Annotated in this window: 22 protein-coding genes; 5 read left to right on the top strand and 17 right to left on the bottom strand. The window is 67.6% G+C overall.

Features of this window, described 5'->3' with window-relative positions; translation table 11 throughout:
- Positions 1-570 precede the first annotated feature (570 nt).
- From ABGB18_RS48725 to ABGB18_RS48715, 3 genes are all read left to right on the top strand, one after another.
- Positions 571-1,317, top strand: a complete 747-nt coding sequence (locus tag ABGB18_RS48725; RefSeq protein ID WP_347702548.1) for a C39 family peptidase — start codon at positions 571-573, stop codon at positions 1,315-1,317.
- Positions 1,318-1,345: 28 nt separating this feature from the next.
- Positions 1,346-1,660 (top strand): VOC family protein, encoded by a 315-nt coding sequence (locus ABGB18_RS48720; RefSeq protein ID WP_347702547.1) that lies wholly within the window; start codon positions 1,346-1,348, stop codon positions 1,658-1,660.
- Between the two features lie 285 nt (positions 1,661-1,945).
- The gene (locus ABGB18_RS48715) at positions 1,946-3,079 is read left to right on the top strand and encodes a hypothetical protein (RefSeq protein WP_347702546.1); all 1,134 of its coding nucleotides are present in this window, start codon (positions 1,946-1,948) and stop codon (positions 3,077-3,079) included.
- Positions 3,080-3,191: 112 nt separating this feature from the next.
- Here the strand turns inward: ABGB18_RS48715 and ABGB18_RS48710 are convergent, their stop codons facing one another.
- Positions 3,192-3,359 (bottom strand): hypothetical protein, encoded by a 168-nt coding sequence (locus ABGB18_RS48710; protein ID WP_347702545.1) that lies wholly within the window; start codon positions 3,357-3,359, stop codon positions 3,192-3,194.
- 65 nt (positions 3,360-3,424) lie between these two features.
- Positions 3,425-4,909, bottom strand: coding sequence for an ATP-binding protein (locus ABGB18_RS48705; RefSeq protein ID WP_347702544.1), 1,485 nt, complete (start codon positions 4,907-4,909; stop codon positions 3,425-3,427).
- A 186-nt stretch (positions 4,910-5,095) separates the two neighbouring features.
- Between ABGB18_RS48705 and ABGB18_RS48700 the strand changes: the two genes are divergently transcribed.
- Complete coding sequence (locus ABGB18_RS48700) at positions 5,096-5,917, top strand: hypothetical protein (protein ID WP_347702543.1); 822 nt, start codon at positions 5,096-5,098, stop codon at positions 5,915-5,917.
- Positions 5,918-6,126: 209 nt separating this feature from the next.
- Here ABGB18_RS48700 and ABGB18_RS48695 read toward each other — a convergent pair whose 3' ends face one another.
- From ABGB18_RS48695 to ABGB18_RS48680, 4 genes are all read right to left on the bottom strand, one after another.
- Positions 6,127-6,327, bottom strand: a complete 201-nt coding sequence (locus ABGB18_RS48695) for a hypothetical protein (protein WP_347702542.1) — start codon at positions 6,325-6,327, stop codon at positions 6,127-6,129.
- A 114-nt stretch (positions 6,328-6,441) separates the two neighbouring features.
- Positions 6,442-7,272, bottom strand: a complete 831-nt coding sequence (locus ABGB18_RS48690; RefSeq protein WP_347702541.1) for a GNAT family N-acetyltransferase — start codon at positions 7,270-7,272, stop codon at positions 6,442-6,444.
- Between the two features lie 112 nt (positions 7,273-7,384).
- On the bottom strand, positions 7,385-7,732 hold the full coding sequence (locus ABGB18_RS48685; protein ID WP_347702540.1) for an STAS domain-containing protein: 348 nt from the start codon (positions 7,730-7,732) through the stop codon (positions 7,385-7,387).
- Positions 7,733-7,759: 27 nt separating this feature from the next.
- A complete protein-coding gene (locus ABGB18_RS48680) occupies positions 7,760-9,205 on the bottom strand; it encodes an LCP family protein (protein ID WP_347702539.1) in 1,446 nt (481 codons plus the stop codon).
- Positions 9,206-9,286: 81 nt separating this feature from the next.
- Between ABGB18_RS48680 and ABGB18_RS48675 the strand changes: the two genes are divergently transcribed.
- Positions 9,287-10,306 carry a glycosyltransferase family 2 protein gene (locus ABGB18_RS48675; RefSeq protein WP_347702538.1) on the top strand — a complete coding sequence of 340 codons (1,020 nt, stop codon included), beginning with the start codon at positions 9,287-9,289 and terminating at the stop codon, positions 10,304-10,306.
- Positions 10,307-10,308: 2 nt separating this feature from the next.
- Here ABGB18_RS48675 and ABGB18_RS48670 read toward each other — a convergent pair whose 3' ends face one another.
- From ABGB18_RS48670 to ABGB18_RS48620, 11 genes are all read right to left on the bottom strand, one after another.
- Positions 10,309-12,048 carry a CDP-glycerol glycerophosphotransferase family protein gene (locus tag ABGB18_RS48670; RefSeq protein WP_347702537.1) on the bottom strand — a complete coding sequence of 580 codons (1,740 nt, stop codon included), beginning with the start codon at positions 12,046-12,048 and terminating at the stop codon, positions 10,309-10,311.
- 26 nt (positions 12,049-12,074) lie between these two features.
- Positions 12,075-13,328 (bottom strand): bifunctional cytidylyltransferase/SDR family oxidoreductase, encoded by a 1,254-nt coding sequence (locus tag ABGB18_RS48665; protein WP_347702536.1) that lies wholly within the window; start codon positions 13,326-13,328, stop codon positions 12,075-12,077.
- Between the two features lie 71 nt (positions 13,329-13,399).
- A complete protein-coding gene (locus ABGB18_RS48660; protein ID WP_347702535.1) occupies positions 13,400-14,536 on the bottom strand; it encodes a tyrosine-type recombinase/integrase in 1,137 nt (378 codons plus the stop codon).
- Entirely contained in the window at positions 14,536-14,766 is a 231-nt protein-coding gene (locus tag ABGB18_RS48655) for a hypothetical protein (protein ID WP_347702534.1), read from the bottom strand. The genes ABGB18_RS48660 and ABGB18_RS48655 overlap by 1 nt, the downstream gene beginning before the upstream one ends.
- An 84-nt stretch (positions 14,767-14,850) precedes the next feature.
- A complete protein-coding gene (locus tag ABGB18_RS48650) occupies positions 14,851-15,033 on the bottom strand; it encodes a helix-turn-helix domain-containing protein (protein ID WP_347702533.1) in 183 nt (60 codons plus the stop codon).
- 39 nt (positions 15,034-15,072) lie between these two features.
- A complete protein-coding gene (locus ABGB18_RS48645) occupies positions 15,073-15,324 on the bottom strand; it encodes a hypothetical protein (RefSeq protein ID WP_347702532.1) in 252 nt (83 codons plus the stop codon).
- Between the two features lie 142 nt (positions 15,325-15,466).
- Complete coding sequence (locus ABGB18_RS48640; protein ID WP_347702531.1) at positions 15,467-17,386, bottom strand: cell division protein FtsK; 1,920 nt, start codon at positions 17,384-17,386, stop codon at positions 15,467-15,469.
- A 341-nt stretch (positions 17,387-17,727) separates the two neighbouring features.
- Positions 17,728-18,078, bottom strand: coding sequence for a hypothetical protein (locus tag ABGB18_RS48635; protein WP_347702530.1), 351 nt, complete (start codon positions 18,076-18,078; stop codon positions 17,728-17,730).
- A 33-nt stretch (positions 18,079-18,111) separates the two neighbouring features.
- Positions 18,112-18,303 (bottom strand): hypothetical protein, encoded by a 192-nt coding sequence (locus ABGB18_RS48630; protein ID WP_347702529.1) that lies wholly within the window; start codon positions 18,301-18,303, stop codon positions 18,112-18,114.
- Between the two features lie 190 nt (positions 18,304-18,493).
- A complete protein-coding gene (locus ABGB18_RS48625; protein ID WP_347702528.1) occupies positions 18,494-18,730 on the bottom strand; it encodes a hypothetical protein in 237 nt (78 codons plus the stop codon).
- Complete coding sequence (locus ABGB18_RS48620; RefSeq protein WP_347702527.1) at positions 18,731-19,096, bottom strand: hypothetical protein; 366 nt, start codon at positions 19,094-19,096, stop codon at positions 18,731-18,733.
- Between the last annotated feature and the right edge of the window lie 137 nt (positions 19,097-19,233).

Genomic DNA, 19,233 nt, shown 5'->3' with positions numbered 1-19,233 from the left:
CGCTGGCGCACCCTTCAGCATTTGACGCTCAGCCCCTCACGAATTGGCGATGTGGCCCGAGCAGCGCTGGTTCTCACCCACTTCGAGCACGGACGGATCATGTGAAAGTCGCAGAGAAAACCTCAGTGGACCGGCGGGTCGAATGGGCCGGGTTTCCATTCCGGCCTCGCGGCGGGCGGGTCGTCAAGGTCGAGGTGGACGAAGCCGGCGCCGGCCATGCAGGCGAGGAGCAGGGCTGATGCACGGGTCCGCCGGGCCGGCCCCGGACGGGGGCGTTCGGGGTCAGGGGAAAACTCCGGATTTGCCTGAACCATCAGGGTCGGTTTCGTCCCGTGTCAATAGATGCCGTCAAACTCCTCATGCCTCTCCGGTCGATATCGGGGAATCTGGGGAGGGCGGTTTACGGGGGCATGACAATTGCGGCGGGGTCGCAGTTTGCCGCGGCCGCACTCGTGGATTACTGCTGTCCGTCCCGTATGGGGCCATTGTTACTATGAGTCACCGGTTGCGTACTTTTGAGCTATCAACTACGGTCCTTGACCACTGTCAACACTTGTGTGGAGTGATCAAGTGAAGAAGTGGAACACGGGGACCGGCATCGCACTCGCCGTGACGGCGGGTGTCCTGCAGTTCGCCGCTCCGGGACCGGCCTACGCCTCCCCCGGCGTCGCGAGCCCGGTCCCGGGTGTCGCCCCCAGCCCGGCTCCCAGTCCCAGGCCGAGCACCACCGCGAGCCCGTCCCCCAGCCCGATCGCCGCCCCGGCCCCAAGCGCGAGCACCAAGGGCCTGCTCACGCCCCTGAAGTATCAGCTGAGCCTCACCGGCCAGCAGCAGCAGACGAACTACTACTGCGTGCCCGCCTCGTCGTCGATGAGCCTGTCGACCTTCGGCATCAAAGTCAGCCAGGCCACCCTCGCCAAGAAGATGAAGACCACCGCCTCCGACGGTACTTCGGGGACCAACGCCCTGCCGGTCCTCAACGCGTACATCAAGTCCAAGGGTTACCGGTTCACGAAACCCACCGATTCGGACGGCAACCCCTCGATGCTCATGAAGCGGGTCTCGGAGAACATCGGCGACCTGCACCGGGCGCCTGTGATCGCGGTGTGGATGGAACAACTGCCCTGGAACCAGGGCAAGGTCAAGGGCGCCAACATCGGGCACGCGATCGTCGCGTACGGCTACGACAAGCCGGCCGGCACCGTCACCGTCTACGATCCGTGGAAGCCGACCGGCGGCATACACACCATCAGCGCCACCGCGCTGGCGGGCATCGTGCAGCCGAAAGGCAACATGTACTACGTCTCCAAACTCTGACCCAGCGGGTCTCCGGGAGGGACCTGGCGTGAACGGCGAGCCCGCGACCGGGGTGGTGCACCACATCGAGATCTGGGTGCCGGACCTCCGGCGGGCCGTCGCCGGCTGGCAGTGGCTGCTGGAGGCGCTGGGTTACACCCTCTTCCAGGACTGGAGCGACGGTCGTAGCTGGCGGCTCGGGGCCACGTACCTGGTCCTGGAGCAGTCGCCCGCGCTCAGCGCCGACCGGCACGACCGCTGCCGTCCCGGACTGAACCACCTGGCCTTCCACGTGGCCGACCGGGACGGCTTCGAGGTGGAACTCGTCGCCTTCGACACACCGGAACACCCGCCGGCTCCTTGAGCTCCCGGCCTGAGGCCGGCGCGGGTCGTCGCCCGGGTGAGGGAGCGGCAGGGCCTCGCGACATTCGTGGCCTCTTTCCGGCCGGGCGCCGCTGCGCGGGCGAGCGGGGCTGGAGCTCATGGTTCACCACTTTGCTCGATCCGCGGTTGCCGCTCTTTCGCGAGGCGTGTTACCTCCTGGCGGGAGAGCCGGACATCCGTGATCCGGCGTTTGTCGGATATTGGCATCCGATCGGTATAACGTCTGATTTCGGCATGATCGTTTATGGAAGACGGGTACCGGAACATGCGCAAAGTCCTGACCTTCGCCCTGGCCGCCACTGCCTCGCTGGGTCTGATCACCCCTCCCGCAGTCGCTGACGACCGTCCACGGGAGCTGCCGAACGAGATCTACGGCGGCGCCTGGGCCTCCGGTCATGTCCAGGGCATCGCCATCGACCAGCGCAAGGGGTACATGTACTTCTCCTTCACCAACCTCCTGGTCAAGACCGACCTCCAGGGCAACCCGGTCGGCTCGGTGACGGGCTTCACCGGGCACCTCGGCGACCTGGACTTCAACACCAAGGACGGCCGCGTGTACGGCTCCCTGGAGTACAAGGAGCAGGAGTCGTTCTACATCGCCATCTTCGACGTCGACCGCATCACCAGCATGGACATGGACGCCCAGACCAGCGACGTGGTCAAGACGGTCTACCTGAAGGAGGTCGTGTCGGACTACGTCGCCGACATGAACGGGGACGGCAAGTTCGACGGCAACGTGGGGGACACTCCCGACCACCGGTACGGGTGCAGCGGCATCGACGGGGTGTCGTTCGGGCCGGAGTTCGGGAAGAAGCACGGCAAGCAGAAACTGACCGTGGCCTACGGCATCTACGCCAACACCACCCGGTCGGACAATGACCACCAGGTGCTGCTCCAGTACGACATCGACAAGTGGAAGAAGTACGAACAGCCGCTCACGGAGAGCGCCCCGCACAAGAGCGGCCCGCAGCAGGTGGACGGCAAATACTTCGCCTACACCGGCAACACGACCTACGGGGTGCAGAACCTGCAGTACGACGAGTACACCGGCAATTGGATGATGGCCGTCTACAAGGGCACCAAGCCACAGTTCCCCAACTATTCGTTCTTCATGGTGAACGCCGCCACCCGGCCGAACAAGGGCGACATCGTGGGACAGCCCCAGCCCGAGCGCGGCGAACTGCTCACACTGGCGCCGGGCGGGCTCCAGGACGCGTCCTCAGGCGTCAGGGGCTGGGAGTTCACCGGTGAGTACGGGCTGATCTCGCTCGGCAAGGGGCGTTACTACGTCTCCAAGGCAGGCACGGTCGAGGAGGACGGGGTGACCAAGCAGACCAGCCACGCGGAGCTCTACCGCTGGACGGGGCAGGCACCGACCCCCTTCGAGCGGCTCGGCTGAGCCTTCGGTCAGGACGCGCGCCGGCCCCTGTTGAGGCGGCCCGCGGCGATGTGCCGGTTGCCGGGGTCGCGGTGCTCCCTGGCGGGCCGGCCCAGGGTGTCTCAGCGGCCCGTCAGACGCCGGCGAAGTGGCACTCGTCGGCCTGCGGCGTGCGAATGACGGTCGAGTCGGTTTTCGGGTCGGCCTGGGCGGATGGGGTGGCCAGGGCCAGGATGGCCAGGACGGCGGCGGCGCACGCGGCCACCCGCCGGACGGGCCGGGGGAGCTGAGGAGTCTTCATGGCACCTCCATGAGATCACTCGAATGCCCCCATCCTGGGTGCTGGGGCGCGGAATGTCCACCGAGTCACGAGCGGCCGTACAAACAGGGCAGATCGACGAGGACAACGTCGGCGCGGGAGGCGGCGGTCCTGACGAGGTCGTCGGTGAAGCCCGTGACCGAGAAGAGGGCCGTGATCAGGCCGGCCGTGTCATGGCCCGTCCGGGCCAGAAGGCCGCGGATGCCGTCGAGCCGTTCGAGGTCAGGCAGCCCACGGCGGGTGAGGGTGGCCTTGGCTTCGCCGATCAGGTGGACCTGGTTGTTTTCTATGGCGATGACGTCAATGTCGTGTTTGGCGCGTCCAGAATGGTCCTGAACGCTGCCGAAGCCCACCGTGCCGAAGCCCGTGGGGCGCCCCAGCTCGTCGGGAGCGAACCGATGAACCCACTCGCGGGCCAGTTCCTCAAGATGCGGGCCGAGGATGTTGGCGCGGAATGTCGGTGCGGCCGCACGCCATATCTGCTCGGCGCGGCCCAGTTCGAGCTGGCTGAGGTGCGGGGCGGTGATGAGGCGGTCGAAACGGATGATGGGGTCGCAGACCGAGAGCGTGGGCTTCCTGCCGCGGAGGAGGTCCTGGGCTCTGGTGAGGTAACCGGCGGACTCCAGGACACCGATGGGATAGCGGACGGCATTGCTGTCGCGGCCGATCACCGCTCCGATCTTGGCGGGAGTGTGCGCCCCCTGCGCGACCGCGCTCAGGATGTCGTAGTAGAGCGAGCGGGCGGTGATCCGAGGGTCCTCGCGAAGGAGGTAGTCGACCTCGGTGCGGGTGAAGACGCTGACGTCGACGGCAAGAAGGTTGTCGACGATCCAGGTGTCGAACTCATCGGCCGAGGCCGGGGCGCTGGTCATCAGAGGACGGTAACCCGGGATGCCGCCGACGCAGGCGTGCAGCCGCAGGGCGGTCTCCAGGTCCCGAACACCCCACAACCGGGCCGCCTCCCGGTAGTCGAGGGCGTTGAGGCGCATGTCCATCATGGCCCGGCCTCTGAGCGGGTTCGTGCCTGACAGAAGTGTGTGCATCACGCTCAGCGCGGAGCCGCAGAGGATCAGGCGGCCGCCCGGGGCCTGGCGTCGCTGGGAGTCGTCGTACAGGTGCTGGATGAGGGAGGGCAGTTGCGGCGCGTCGCTCATCGCGTACGGGAACTCGTCGATGACGACGACACCTGGGAGGCCCGGCGGGGCCACACGGGCTGCTGTGTCCAGAGCAGCGCGCAGCAGACGCTCCCACGATTCGGGTTCACCGCGCACCGCGTCGCCCAGCCCGGCGTGGCGGCCCAGCGCGGAGGCGAACCGCTGCCGGGCCGCGCGGTCTCCCTCGTCCTGTACGCAGGCGATGTACAAGCCGCCGAGAGCGTCGCAGGCGGCGGTCAGGAGCTGCGTCTTACCTGTTCGGCGGCGTCCGGACACGAGACCGAGTCGCAGCGGGCCGTCCTGGTCTCCGCCCAGCAGGAACTTCTCCATGGCTCGCCACTGCCGCTCTCTCCCGATGATGTGGGATGGCTTGTCCACGGGTCCTCCCGGCATAAGCTCAACTTGAGTTACAGAAATAAGTGTAAGTCGATTTACGCCTACTAGCGCAAGTTCACTTGTACCCTTGACGGCCCGCCTGGGGCGCTGCCTGCGGATCGTTAGTAAGTGCTGTTAAGGTCGGACCTCATCCCCATGAAGACGTAAAGAAACCTGTATGGGAGGGTCATGCGGACCACGAGGAAGGTCGTCGTTGTCGCGTCGGTGCTGGCCGGCGTCGCAGCTCCGGTCGCGGCGACGGCGCCCGCGGCGAGTGCCCAGGCGGGCATGGCCTGGTATGCCTACCACAACGCCACCCCGGCCCAGAGTGAGGCCCAGGTGAAGAGGCTCAAGGCGCAGGGATACCACCCGATCACGGTGAACGTCTCCGACGGTGAGCGGTATGCGGCCGTGTGGCTCAAGGATGGATCATCGCCCGGATGGGGCATCTGGCAGGGCATGTCACCCTCCGGTTTCCAGCGGCGGTTCGACGCCGGGTTGAAGGAGGGCGCTCAGCCGATCTCGGTCTCCGCCACCGGGTCGGGCGACTCCGTCGTTTTCACCGCCATCTGGGAGAAGAGGAGCGGGAGCTTCCTCACCAAGTCGAACCTCACGCCCGCCCAGTTCGGCGCCGTCAACAAGCAGGCCGCCGCCAAGGGGCTCGCGCTGAGCTCCGTGGACGCGTACGGCACTCCCGGAGACGTCCGCTACGTGGGCGTATGGACCGCCAACACGGATGGGGCCTGGTACTACACCTACGGCTACTCCCGGCAGAGGTACCAGGCCGAGTTCCGGGCCAAGAAGGCGAAGGGCTTCCGGCCGGTCAAGGTGGCCGTGGCGCCCGACGGCACGTTCGCGGCGGTGTGGCGCAAGGACGGCCACCGGTTCGCCAACTACATCGACATGAGCAGCTCCGGTTACCAGACGCGGTTCAACCAGCTCAAGCCCGAGGGACTGCGCCCCGTTCAGGTGAACGCCGAGGGCGGCAAGTACGCCGCCATCTGGGAGTAGCGGGCGAAGGCCGTACAGGCGACGGCGGTGGTCGCCCGCTGTGGCAGGCGAGGCGGCGAAGGCCGCCGTTGCAGGGGCGGAGGTGACCGACGCCGGGGACGGCCCCCCGGCGCCGGTCACCCGCCCAGGATGACGATCCGCCCGATCGCCGGGCGGCACTCGCCTGCTCGAAGGGCCCGCCGGCTCGTCAGTGTGAAGGTCTGGCTGGGTCAGCGAGTCAGGATGCGGACGTCTCCCAAGGTGCTGCGGGCGACGATGGTCCGGGTGCTGTCGGTGTCCTTGATCTCGGAACGGTGGTCGCCCTCCTTGCTTTCGGCCGTCACCGCATAGGCGCCCCGCGGCACCGTCGCCGTCACCCGGCCCTCGCGTGACCGCAGGTCGAGGTTGGTGGGCGGGTTGTCGAAGGTCACCTCTATGGCGCCGTCGGAGGTCCCGCACCGCTGCGGGCTGCGGGGGCCGGGTGCGCCAGGTGGGCGCCGCCGTGCCGCCACCGGTGCTGCGCGCAGGGGTTCATCGCCCCAGGCTCACGACGATCTCCAGTAGTAGCGGAACATCCGCCCCACCTCGGAGTATCCGGCGCGCAGGAACGCGTGCGCCGAGGGCACGTTGGCGACGTCGGTGGCCGCGACGATGCGCTGCAGGCCGGCCTCGGCCAGCGTACGGGTGCCCCTGGCCAGCAGGTCGTCCACGTAGCCGTGACCGCGGTGCTCGGGCACGACACCGATGTAGGCGATGGAGTGGTCGTCGGGGGCCACCAGCCCCACGGGGGAGTCGCCCAGGTAGCCGATGACGAACCAGTTCGGCTTGGCCTTGCGGTTGACCAGGTCGTCGTACATCCATCGGGCCTCGCGCTCCGCGCCCGCCGTGGCGACCTCCACCCGCGTGTCGTAGTCGAGCGAACCCTCGGAGATGCGTACGAGGATGTCGAGCACGTCGCGGGGCTCCATCCGGAGCGCGGGGCGGTAGGCCAGCCTGCCGGGGTCCGCCGGGATGTCGGTGCCCGCCACCCATTCGAGCACCAGCCGCTCCACCTCCATGGTGAACCCGGCCAGGGTCAGGGCCTCGTGTTCGACGGCGCGGTCGACGACGGGGACGAGCCCGGGCCGGAGGGAGATGTCGTGGATCATCTTGGTCAGCCCCATCGCGTCCAGGCTGCGGCGCAGCAGCCCGGCGGCGACCATCGGGTCGGATCCCGGGTCGAACTGCCAGACGATCACCGGCTCCGAGCCGGCGTAGGGAGCCCAGAACGCCAGCCGGGCCTGACCCTCCGCGAAGCACCACTCAGGCCGGCTCCTGCCCTCGTCGAAGGCGGACACGAGCTGTGAACGGGCGGGCTCGGGGAACTGCTCGAACAACGTGAAAGCCTCCGCAGCCTTGGGGGCTTTCCCGCACCAGCATGAACCATGGAGCCGTGGCGAGGTGTGCCCGCGATGACAAAGGCCATGATCTCGCACACCTCCGAGTCCGTCAGGCCGCGCTACCCATGGCCGCACACGCCTCGCCGAGGGATTCGCTGGTCTCGAAGTGGCGATCGAGGTTGGTGATCGTGAGCAGATGCCGGATCATACCGGGCGCGATGACGACGATCATGCGCCCTTTCCGGCGCCGGACGTGGTTGTGGAGGCCCACCAGCACGCCGAGCCCGACGGAGTCGCAGAACGGGACCTCGGTGAGATCGACGACCAGGTTGAGCGGGCCCGCCGCGGCGGTCGCCTGCTCCAGTTCGGCTCGCACGCGGGGTGCACCGGCCACGTCGAGGTCGCCGGTGACCTGGATGACCGTGCAGTAATCCTCCCGCCAGTGATTGATCACCATGGCGCCACCTGTCCGAGCTGGATAACGTTACGATTGTTTCTTACATATGTTCTGCATTGCCGTTTTGGTGGTCGCTGTAACACTAGGTTTGGCGGATGGGGTGGCCGTTGGCTGCCGTTTCTGGATTTTCGGCTGGTCGCGGCCCACGATGACCTCGATGCCCTTGGCATCGGTCTTGCGGAGCTCGGCGCCCGGAATGACGTCGGCCACCACCTTCGCCGCGGCCTCGTCGCCCTCGCCGTAGCGGACGACGGTCTTCGCGTAGTCCGGCTCGGCGGCGTTGCCGGCCTTGCCGGGGACCTTGAACCCGTACGCGACCAGCGCGTCCTTGGTCCGGGCACCCAGGCCGGTGATGGTGGTGCCGTTTTTGACCTCGACCGTGATGCGGCCCGGCGCGAGCGAGGCGGTGGCGGTCGGCTTCTTGGAGGGCGTGACGGACGGGGTGGGCGTGGCGGCCGGGTCCTGGTCGGCGTTGATCCGGGTGAACATGTCACGGGCCGCCTGCTTGTCCCACAGCACCGCGGACTCGCCGGTGGGGGCCTTGAAGTCGACGTCCGACAGCGGCACCTCGGCGAACTTCACGTCGTCCAGCGAGACGTCCCTGAGCTGGGTGGCCAGCCCGATCAGCCCGTCGTCGGGATCGACCTTGACCGTGCTCAGCGTCGAGTTGACGAACGAGGCCAGCTTGCCCGGGTTGGCCAGCGTGTCGGCGCTCAGCGCCCGGTTGAGCAGCGCCGAGATCACCTGCTGCTGCCGGTCGATGCGGTCGAGGTCGGAACGCGCGGTGGCCCGCGTCCGGGCGTAGCCGAGCGCCTGCATGCCGCGCAACTGGTGGGTGCCCGCGGGCAGGTTGAGCCCGGTCTTGGGGTCGTTGATCGACACGGGCGTGCAGACGGTCACCCCGCCCAGCGAGTCGACGACGTCGATGAAGCCGAGGATGTTGACCTCGATGTAGCGGTTGATCTGCAACCCGGTGGCGGACTCGACGGTCTGCTTGGTGAGCTTGGGCCCGCCGAACTGGTACGCCGAGTTGATCTTGTGGTCGCCCCTGCCGGGGATCGCCGTCCAGGTGTCGCGCGGCAGGCTCACCACGGTGACCCGGCGGTGGTCCTCCGACAGGTGGATGACCATCATGGTGTCGGTGCGCTGGCCCGCCTCGCGGCCGAGCTTGAGCCGGTTTTGCTGCTGGCGCGTCAGGTCGTCGCGCTTGTCGATGCCGACCAGCAGGATGTTCTCGGCACCGTGGGAGGGGGCGGTCACGCCGGCGTCCACGGTGCCGATCTGGCGCGGAGTCGCCCACACCACGCCGGTGGTGACCAGGATGCCGGTGGACATCAGGCCGGCGAGTATCACGTTGCGGCGGCGTGCCTTGGCGCTTTTGAGCGGCCTGCGAGGGCGGCTGGGGAGCTTGACACCGCCGTAGGCATCGCCGCCCACGAGCACACCGGCGTCCTCCTCGCCCGGGTCTCGCATGCAGTCCCCCTCATGTCCCCGCGGAGGATCGGCCTTTCGATTGCCCTCCTCCCGTGGTCGTACAGTAGCGTGAGCCCCGCCATGAAGCAGTTCCCCGACTCGCCGCACGCGCCGGCGGAGACGCGCGGCTGGCCCCCCATCTCCGTCATCATGCCGGTCCTCAACGAGGAGCGGCACCTACGCGAGGCTGTTGAGCAGGTCCTCGCCCAGAGCTACCCCGGCGAGATCGAGGTCGTCCTCGCCGTGGGTCCGTCCCAAGACCGCACCCAGGAGGTCGCCGACGCCATCGCGGCGGCCGACCGCCGGGTGACCGTGGTCCCCAACCCGACCGGCCGCACCCCCAACGCCCTCAACGCCGCCATCTCCGCCTCCCGCAACGACATCGTCGCCAGGGTCGACGGGCACGCCATGCTGCCCCCCGACTATCTGCGCGTCGCGGTCGAGACGCTGGCGGAGACCGGCGCCGACAACGTGGGCGGCGTCATGGCGGCCGAGGGCATCACGCCCTTCGAGCAGGCCGTCGCCTGCGCCATGACCTCCAAGATCGGTGTGGGGGCGGCCGCCTTCCACGTGGGCGGCACCGCCGGCCCCGCCGACACCGTCTACCTCGGTGTCTTCCGCCGCTCGGCGCTCGACCGGGTGGGCGGCTACGACGAGCACTTCCAGCGGGCCCAGGACTGGGAGATGAACCACCGGATCCGCCAGAGCGGCGGCCTGGTCTGGTTCCAGCCGCGGATGCGGGTCTCCTACCGGCCCCGGCCCAACGTCAGGGCGCTGGCCAGGCAATACTTCCACTATGGCCGCTGGCGGCGGGTGGTCGCGCGCACCCACGAGGGCACGATCAACCTGCGCTACCTGGCGCCGCCCGCCGCGGTGCTGGTCATGCTGCTCGGGCTGGTGCTTTCGCCGTTCCTGCCGCTCACGCTGATCGTCCCCGGCGGCTACGTCGCGGCCATCGTGGCGGGCTCGCTGCTGACCGGCAACGGGCTCCCCGGGGCGGCCAAGCTGCGGCTGCCCGTCGTCTACGCGACCATGCACTGTGCCTGGGGCTGGGGTTTCCTCACCAGCCCACGCAAGCTGGCCAGGCCGCCGCATGGGTGAGGTCATGACGGGCTCGCGAACACCCGCTCGATCGCCGCGTTGAACCGGGTGAGCGCGTCCGGATACTCCGGCCCGAGCAGGTGGCTCCTGAGCTTGCCCCGGGCCCGGGCCAGGGTGTCCTCCCCGTCGAGGAAGTCCGCGAGCCCGGCCAGGTCCGCCCCGAGCAGCACGCCCGCCTCGGCGCTGGGGTAGCGCTCGAGGAAGGCCCGTTCGGGCAGTCCTGCCACGTTGGTGACGGCGTACGGCTTCTCGCTGGCCAGGAAGTCGCTCACGACGCTGGAGACGTCGCTGATCAGCAGGTCGCACTGGTTGAAGCAGTCGTAGAGATGCGGCTCCTGGTCGGTGACGACCAGGTGCCGGATCTCCGAGGTCTCGCCGGGCACGCTCGACGGGTGCCTGGCCTTCGACTTGGCCAGCTCGCGCGCCTCGATCATGGCCACGATCTTCCGGTGCGCGCGGGTGGCCCTCTTGTCGCGGTGCCCGGTGAGCGGGTGCGGCTTGTAGATCACACGTACCGCCGGGCGGTGGTCGAGCAGCGCCCGCACGATGCGCGGGCCCATGGTCATCAGCGAGGTGTGGAACAGGTCGTCGTTCCAGCCCTCCCAGGTGGGCGCGTAGAGCACGGTCCGGTACGGCAGCCCGGGCCCCTCCGTCGAGATGCCTTCGAGCTGCGGCCTGCCGACCTCGCGGACGCATTCGTCCCTGACGCCCACCTTGGCCCGCCGGTATCGGTCCCGGCCCGCCGGACCGGCCACCCACACCTCGTCGTACACCCGCGAGAACGGGTTGAACGACGCCTCCTTGTCGCTGTCCCCGTGGTTGAGGAACGCGCTGCGCAGGGTCGGGATGCGCAGCATGTGGACGTTCCTGCCGACGTTGGCGACGTACAGGCACAGTTTGGCGCTGGACAGGGCGCGGAAGCTCATCAGGTCGGCCGAGGACGGGATGCACAGCATCGGCAGCGTGGTCGTCTCCAGGTGCCTGGCCATGCCGCGCTCGCGCAGCACGACGACGGCCCGCCGGTCGATGCGTTCGAGCACGGGCAGCCACATCCTGGCCTGGTAGGCGGCGGCGGGGGCGCCGGAGAAGTACAGGATGACCTCGGGACGGTAGGCCTCGACCTGCTCGCCCACGACCGACAGGACCCTGGCCGCGTCGGTGAGGGGGGTGGCGCGGCGCACGTACGGGATGAGCGCGAGCGCCCCGGCGGTGCCCAGCAGGAACGCCAGGCCGGCGCCGAGCGCCGCCGGGACCACGCCGATGGCCGCGCCGAGCACCGGCAGCGCGTCCAGGTAGAGGAAGGGCACGCTGCGGGAGTCACGCAGGTGGCGGGGCGGCAGCTTGGGGATGCGCAGCGCCGAGACGTCGATGTTGCGGGTGGTCACCGGCATCCTGCTGAGCATCTGCCGGAGCCGCATGGCCAGCCCCGTGTGCCCGGCCCGCGCCACGTGGACCGCGAACATGCCCGCCGCCAGCCCCACGAACCACCACGAATCCGGCCCCGCGGTCCGGGCCACCAGCAGCAGCGCCATGGTCTCCCTGGCCGCGAAGCGCACGGTGATCCCGAGGTGCACCTTGCCCAGCAACTCGGTCAGAGGGCCGGCGGCGCGTGGCGCCGCGTACTCCACGGCATAGGAGAGCAGGGCGACCGCCCCGAACACCGCCGGCGCGGGCCAGAGCGCCGACACCAGCAGGACAGGGTAGGAGCAGAGCAGCGCCGCGATCATTATGAGTTTCCTCATGTGATCGCACGGTAACAACGACCAGGTCAAGCGCCGTCCACGCGAACGTCTATGACCTGCCCGGATAGGTCGGAGATGAGGATGTCCAGTGAGGTCTGCGCGACGAGGAGCGGAGAAGCGGCGGTATTGATGCAGTTGACCCGGATGCCGTCGGCGGCCCATTCGCGGGCCAGTGCCCGGGTCAGCCCGGTCAGCGCGGCGGCGGTGGAGGCGTGCAGCGCGCCGGAGCCGGGCGGGACCTGCAGCAGCAGGCTTTCGCGCAGGTGCGGACGGGCGGCGCGGGCCACGTTGAGCGCGCCCAGGTGGTCGAGGCCGGCCGCCTCGTCGGCGAGCCCGTCCAGCCGGGCGGCGACGGGTGTGTTGACCACGTGGTCGACGCCGCCCACGCCGTCCAGCGCCTTGGCCACCGACTCGAAGTCCTCCACGCGCACGCCGTCGGCCCTGGCGAAGGCGTGCACGCGGGCGCCGTGGGCCGCGGCCAGCTCCGCGGTCTCCCCGCCGCCCAGGACCACCACGCTCCGGCCGGCGAGCGCCGCCCGGTCGCCGGCCGGCACCGCCGCGGGCAGCCCGAAGAGCAGCTCGGCGATGTGCAGGTCGGCCGGATGGGTGACCTTGATGTTGTGCTCGCTGCCCGGCACCAGGTGGATCGGCACGTCGGGCAGGTAGCGCAGCACCACGCCGCAGTCGTCGGTGGCCGGCCGGTGGCCGAACTCCGGGTCGGCGAGCGCCCGCTCGTAGGCCTCCCGGATGACCGAGAGCCTGAAGCACTGCGGCGTCTGGCTGCGCCGCAGCCGCGACCGGTCCAGCACCTCGCCGATCACCTCGCCCTCCGGCACGGCGTCGGCCACCAGGATCGTGTCGGAGCTCGGGATCGCCACGTTGACGGCCTCGTGCGTCTCCAGCGCGTGCACGCACTCGGTGATGATCCGCGGCTCCAGGAGCGGCCGCACGGCGTCGTGCAGCAGCACGTCGCACTCCTCGTCACCCAGCGCCTGCAAGGCCCGCCAGGTGCTCTCCGTACGGCTCGCGCCCCCGTCCACGATCTTGCTGACCTTGCGGTAGCCGCCGCGCTCCACGATCTCCCTGATCCGGTCGGCGTAGCCCGGGGTCATCAGCACCACGATCTCGTCGATCTCCGGCGCGGCCTCGAACACCGACAACGAGTGCTCGATGATCGTCCGGCCCGCGATCTCGGCGAGCTGCTTGGGCCTGCCGAGCCCGGCCCGCTGCCCCACGCCGCCCGCGAGCAGTACCCCTACCGACCGCCGCCGTGAATCCATACCGGCAGCGTAATGGAAAGTACCTGCTCAACCGGATGTTCTAGGCTCCAGGGAGCCAATCCGGGAGCCAGCTAGGCGGACTTGAACTGGATGATCTTGTCCATGGCCTGTGCGCCATCGGCGATCACGGGCCTGAGTTCCTTGCGGTAGACCGTCTCCGTGATCAGCGTACTGGAGTGGCCGACCAGGTTGGCGATCTTCTCTATCGCGACCTCTGCATGATTGCTGAGCAGGGACACGAAGGTGTGGCGCAGCTCCCGGGGAGCCCAATTCTTCCCGAGTCCCGCTGCTTTTGTGATTTTCTTGAAGCGGTAACGCACTTGTTGTGCCGTATATGGCGTCCCGTCTTCCATGCAGAACACTAGATTGTTGTCCTGCCACAGTTCGCCGGTAGCGAGCCGTTTGGCCGCTTGTCGTGTTTTGTGGGAAGCCAGAACCGTGGCCGCGATTTCCGCTATCGTGAATCCGCGACGCGACTTCGCGGTTTTGGTGTCCCCTCCGTCTCGGTCGGCGCGTAGTACGTAGACGACTTTATTTTCTAGGTCGATGTCCGCCCATGTGAGGGAACGGGCTTCCTCGGTTCTGATGCCGGTAAGGAGGCATAGGATTACGTATGATCCCATCTCCCACTGCGGATCTAGGGCGACCTCGATAAGCCTGAGAGCATTCTCTAGCGTGAAGCTCTTGCTCGGTCGGCCTGTCTGTCCGGAAGGAGTGTCCGCCAACTCTGCGACGTTCCTTCCTACCTTTTCTCGTCGCTGAGCCATGCGGATTGCTCGCTTGAGGAGATTATGTGCCCTCGATACGGTTTCCGTTGAGAATTCGAGGGCGAGCTTTTCGAGCCATTTGTCTACCTCATCGATCGTGAGGTCCTTGAGTTTGACGCCTCCAATCCTTGGGATGATGTAGTTCCGGGCGATCCCTGCGTATGTGAGGTGCGAGTTCTCCGCCTTGCACTTCTTGAGACCATGCGCCAGGAAATCGATGATGCATTCCTCTACCGTGTAGTACGGCTGTGGCTTGACTCCCCTTTCGAGGTCTTGGACCGCTTGCTTTGCTTTTTTGACTGCGGCGGTCTTGGTTCTACCCTTTCGCTTGAGGCGCTTACGGGAGCCGTTCGGGTTGTTGCCGAGCGACAGGGCAACCGTCCATCCGCCGTCCTCGGGGTAAACCGACCCCTCGTATTCGCCGATCACGATTTTGGCCATCAATCACCCTTTCTCTCCTTGGTGCCCTGGTTTGGGCGTGCCCCGGTCTGCGTTCGAGGCGTATCACCATGGTCGTGATGACCGGGGCTTTTCTGCTCATACTGATGAATATATTCATCGATGGCTTTTCGGATGATGTAGGACATGTCGCGGTCCTGATCGTCTGCTATCTTCTGCAACCTCTGGCGGCGTTCGCCGTCGAGGCGCAGTGTGTAGTTATCTGTTGCCACAGGCATCTCCTGACGTTTGCCGGATACTCGCTGAGCACCTACGCCTGGATTATGCGCTGCGACGCATTGCAGTGCAATGCGGTATCAGAGATCGCTATCGTTCGACTCTTCGAGCGACGCTAGGAAGCTCGCGAGCTGCTGATCCGTGATCCTGCGAAGCTTGCCGATCTTGACACTCTTCAATTGGCCAGACCGGATGAGGCCATAGATCGTGTCGCGACCGACATTGAGGAGCTTCGCTACCTGCTCCACCTTGTACGCCTCCAAACAACCACCTCCCTTCCGCTGAACCGTGATCGTGGCGACTCAGTGAGTGCCGTCGCGGTACAGACGGCGTGTGCGGTTCCAGAGACGGCGGCCGATCCTGAGGCGTAGGCCGGTGCCGTTGCAGCGGGGGCAGAAGCGCCAGCCACGGCCGAACAGGTAGGGGATGCGACCGGTGCCCTTGCAGCGGGCGTGCTCGCGGAACGGGCGGGCGTAACAGAGGTAGACGTAACGCAGGGTGAGAAGGATGGGAACAGCGATCGTGGCGGAAGCGATGAGCGTGTCTGGGGTCAAGAAACCACCTCCTGAGAGAGTTTTGGGATTGGTCGACGGCCAGGCTGCTACCTGCTACATACCTGGTCAGAGTGTGTTTCGGGGTGCTAGCGGGGGTGCTTCCGGAAGCAGAACCACGTGCTTCCGGAAGCGCCCTTCATGCTCAGTCGGCAGGGCGGTTTTGGTTACGCTCTGCTATGGCGTGGGCGAGATCGGCGCGGTAAATGCCGCGCCTGGTGTGCTTCTTGCCGTCGATGCGGCGGCCGATGGGTCCGACCTTGACCCCGAGCGGCTTTAGGGCGCTGGTGAGCTGCTCTGACCGCCACCCGCCGTAGACCTGCGGTCGTAGCTCGGCCAACTTCTCGCACAACTCCGCGTTCCACGCGGCATCGTCCCCCGCTGGCCAGACGGTGACCACATCGGACAGCAGGTCGTAGGCGGGCGGGTCGGGTCGGGTCTGCGTCTCGGGTTCGGGCATCGTGCCTGCCTCGGTACGCGCCTTTATCGCCCTGTCGATGACCTGCTTTGCCTGGTCGGCGTTGACCTCGAAGCTACGGCGGGCACCGGGTTTGCCCACGCCGACGACCACGCCCCACCCGGCGTCACCCTGCCCGGTGTCGTCGCCCGGCTCGAAGACGGTTGCCCGGTATCCCGCCTTGTACATCCCGGTACCGAGGATCATGTCGTTGGCGACTTGATCGCGGACCGACATGCACACGCGGGTGTTGACGTTGCGGGTGATCCCCGTGGGCAGGCTGTCTTTGTCCGGGATCTGCGTGTCGAGCAGCAGGATCACGCCCAGCGCACGCCCGAGCTTGATCACCTTTTCGCACAGCTCCCCGGCTTCGCTGCCGTAGTCCTTGTGCTGGAACAGCTCTTGCGCCTCGTTGAGGAACACCACGAGCGGATGCAGTCCCGATCCCTTACGCGCGGCCAACTCGGGCGTGACCTTGTTCTCCGGGGCCATGCCGAGCGCGTGAAAGTGGGCGATCTTTGCCGCGCGCTGCTGGCACTCGGAGTGGTACAACCACTTGACCAGCGCGGCGGCCCTGCCGATGGTCGCGTCATCCTGGCCGTTGCCGTACTCGGCACAGACGGGCTCGACCACGTTGAAGTCACCGACGCCCTTGAACTCATATCCGCGCAGCTCCGCGCGCGGGTCGAGACTGGCGGCCAGCACCAGCAACCGCAGCAGATTCGTCTTACCCGAACCGGGCTGACCGCCGATCAGCCAGTTCCGGAAGATCAGCATGGCATTGACGATCTCCATACGCGGTGTGGTGAACAGCGGGAACGACTTGAACACATCCACGCTGCCGCTCTTCAGAAGCGGCCAGGACGGCGTTTCCATCTTGCTGGCTGGTTGGTAGCCGACCCACAGCGCCAGCCGTCCAGGATGGCCCTGGGCGGGCTCTGGCCACACCTGATCGAGCGGTAGCCGCATCGCGGACGCCAACCGCCCCCGTCGCGCGACCACGTCGGCGGCCTCCACCCCGAACGGGAGATCCACGATGGCTAGGTGTCCCGGGCCGTCGCGGTGGATGTCGGTCGGGAAGCTGATCGCGTGCTGATCCTTGGCAACGGCCTGGTTGATCGCCCCCATGCCGATGCTGAGTAGGGCGCGCCGTACCAGCTCGGCTGTGAGCTTGCGGTAGCGCGGTCCGTGGCTGACGCGATCAGTGATCGGCTTGTCGTCCGGACGCCCGGCACGCGCCAGCAGCGGCAGCGACACGGCCAGCAGCGCCAGCCATGCCTCATCCGGGATGCTCACCTCCAGGGCGAGCACGGCCGCCACCGTTGCCCCGGTCAGCAGGGCTGACAGCAGCAGCACCGACCAGCGCCAGCGTGATTGCCGCTCGCGTTGTTTGTCGAGTTTGAGCCACGTCGCGGGGTCGTTGCGGTCGGCGGCGGCCTGCCGCAACGCCCAGTTGCCCTCTTCGGCACTGGCCCAGCGCAGTACGCGGGCGATGCTGGAGGCCAACCCGATGGGCGCGTACACGACGGTCTTGGCCACGTACTTGGGCAGGCGCACTGTGTGGTAGCCGATCGCGTATCCGGCGTCCTTGACCCACCAGGCGAGCATGGCGCGCCTTCCGGCGCGTGTGCGCGTCCACGTGGGCAGGATCGGGGCGCGCCCCTGACCGGTCGCCGACCGGTCAGGGGGAGCGCCGTCGTCGTCGGGCCGATCAACCGGCGGGCCGACCGCCGCTTGATCGGCGGGAACCGACTCGCGATCGTAGAACGCATCCTCTTGTGCGCCCTGGTCGTCGAGGTCGGGGGCGGGGCCGGCGCGGTCGGCCCCGACGCTGCCGGCGTCTGCGGCAGCGTGATCGTCTTGCTCGGGCGGGTCGGACCAGGCGAACCCGTTCAGCGGAGCTGTGGGGGAGGGGGCGCCCGTGTCGCCGGGGTCGGACGGTGGCCACGTCATGCGGCACCGTTCGGGCCGTTCGGCGTGGCGTGGCCTGCCTGGTCGGCAAGCTCGTTCCGCAGATAGGACAGGGGGTCGTGTTCGCCCTCCGCGTCGGCGTGTAGGGTGGCGCGCATGGCGGCGATCAGGTTCGCCCTGCTCAGCCGGTACTTGCTGATCTCGGCGCGGAGTCGGAAGACCTCCGCTACCAGAACGGGTGTGTCCTGAAGGGCGGTGGTGACGTGCTGCCAGAGGTCTTTCAGGGTGGCGGTGGATCGGGCGAAGGTCGCGATGAGTTCGCGGGCGGTGCGGTTGCGGTCGGTGATCTCCTGAAGGTCGGGGTCAGGGTAGGGGTGGCGGGTTGGCACTGAGGCATCACCTCTTTCGGGTTGGTGGACAGGTCAGGGAGCAGGGGTTACCCAGTCCAGGAACGCCCGTAGGGCGCGGTCGATATCGGGTGCCAGCGTGGTTGCGGCCAGAAGGTAGCCGAACACGGCGCAGATCAGTGCCATCCACAGGCGCAGTTTCAGGTAGCGCACGGCCAGCACCACGGCCACGCCGAGCAGCACCACGAGCGGAATCGAGACGGTCATGTGGGGGTCATCACCTCCTTTCCGGCATGAGCCCTGGGAGCGTGGGGAACGTGGGTCAGATGCCGTCGTGACGGGCCTTACGGCGCCGCCAGCGAGCGCGGGCACGGCACTTGCGGCAACGCTTGTTACCGGACTCCAGGACGGCACCACAGGGGCACCCACGGCTGTGCGGGAAAGTGCGCAGCGTTGATCACCTACTTCTTGTTCTGTCGGACTTGGCCGAAGGGTTGGCGTGCTTGGGCCTGTCGGGGCGGCGGGCGTACATGAGCACGCTCCGCGAGAGGTGTTCGGCGGTGTTGTGGGGGCGGTCGAACGGGCTTTTGCGCCGGTCAGCGGTGCGGATGCCGCTGACCAGCACCACGAGCAGCCCCACAATGATCAGCGCGGCAATGAGCGCGAGAATGGTGATCATCAGGGGGATGTCCACTCAGGCCCCTGAGGGCGGATCTGTGGAGATGGAACTCCGGTAGGAGTCCAGTGCGTCTCGGCGGTCCATCGCCGCCTGCGTGACTAGAACAGCCTCGTAAGTGACCATGCCGAAGTTCACGCAGGCGACGTGCTGTCCCTCGTCGGTCCTGGGGACGACGCCCAGCAGAGCGGCGATCCGCTCGACCTCGGCGATTGCCTCAACCTCGGTCGCGACGTCGGTGTCATAGCGAGGATGGACCGACATCCGCACCGGTCGGAACTTGGGAATGGGCAGCTCAGGGTTCCTCTCCAGGAAGTCGGCAAAGCCGCGCAGATCGGCGATGAGTCGGCCCCGCCGGGCTTCAGCGGGCATGTTGCAGGTCATGTGAGATCAACTCCTAATGAGTGTTGGGAGTAAGCCATCCGGCAGACTCCGTAGTGGGTAGTGGCTGCCGGCAGGTGAGCACTTTCGGCTCCTGGACATCGAGTCCTGACGAAAGACCGTGCCCCTGCCGGGTGGTC

The organism is Nonomuraea sp. B12E4 (genome assembly GCF_039871825.1).
Taxonomy (GTDB): domain Bacteria; phylum Actinomycetota; class Actinomycetes; order Streptosporangiales; family Streptosporangiaceae; genus Nonomuraea.
Note: the sequence above shows the minus strand (reverse complement) of the source record. Positions and strands in the feature narration are given on the sequence as shown.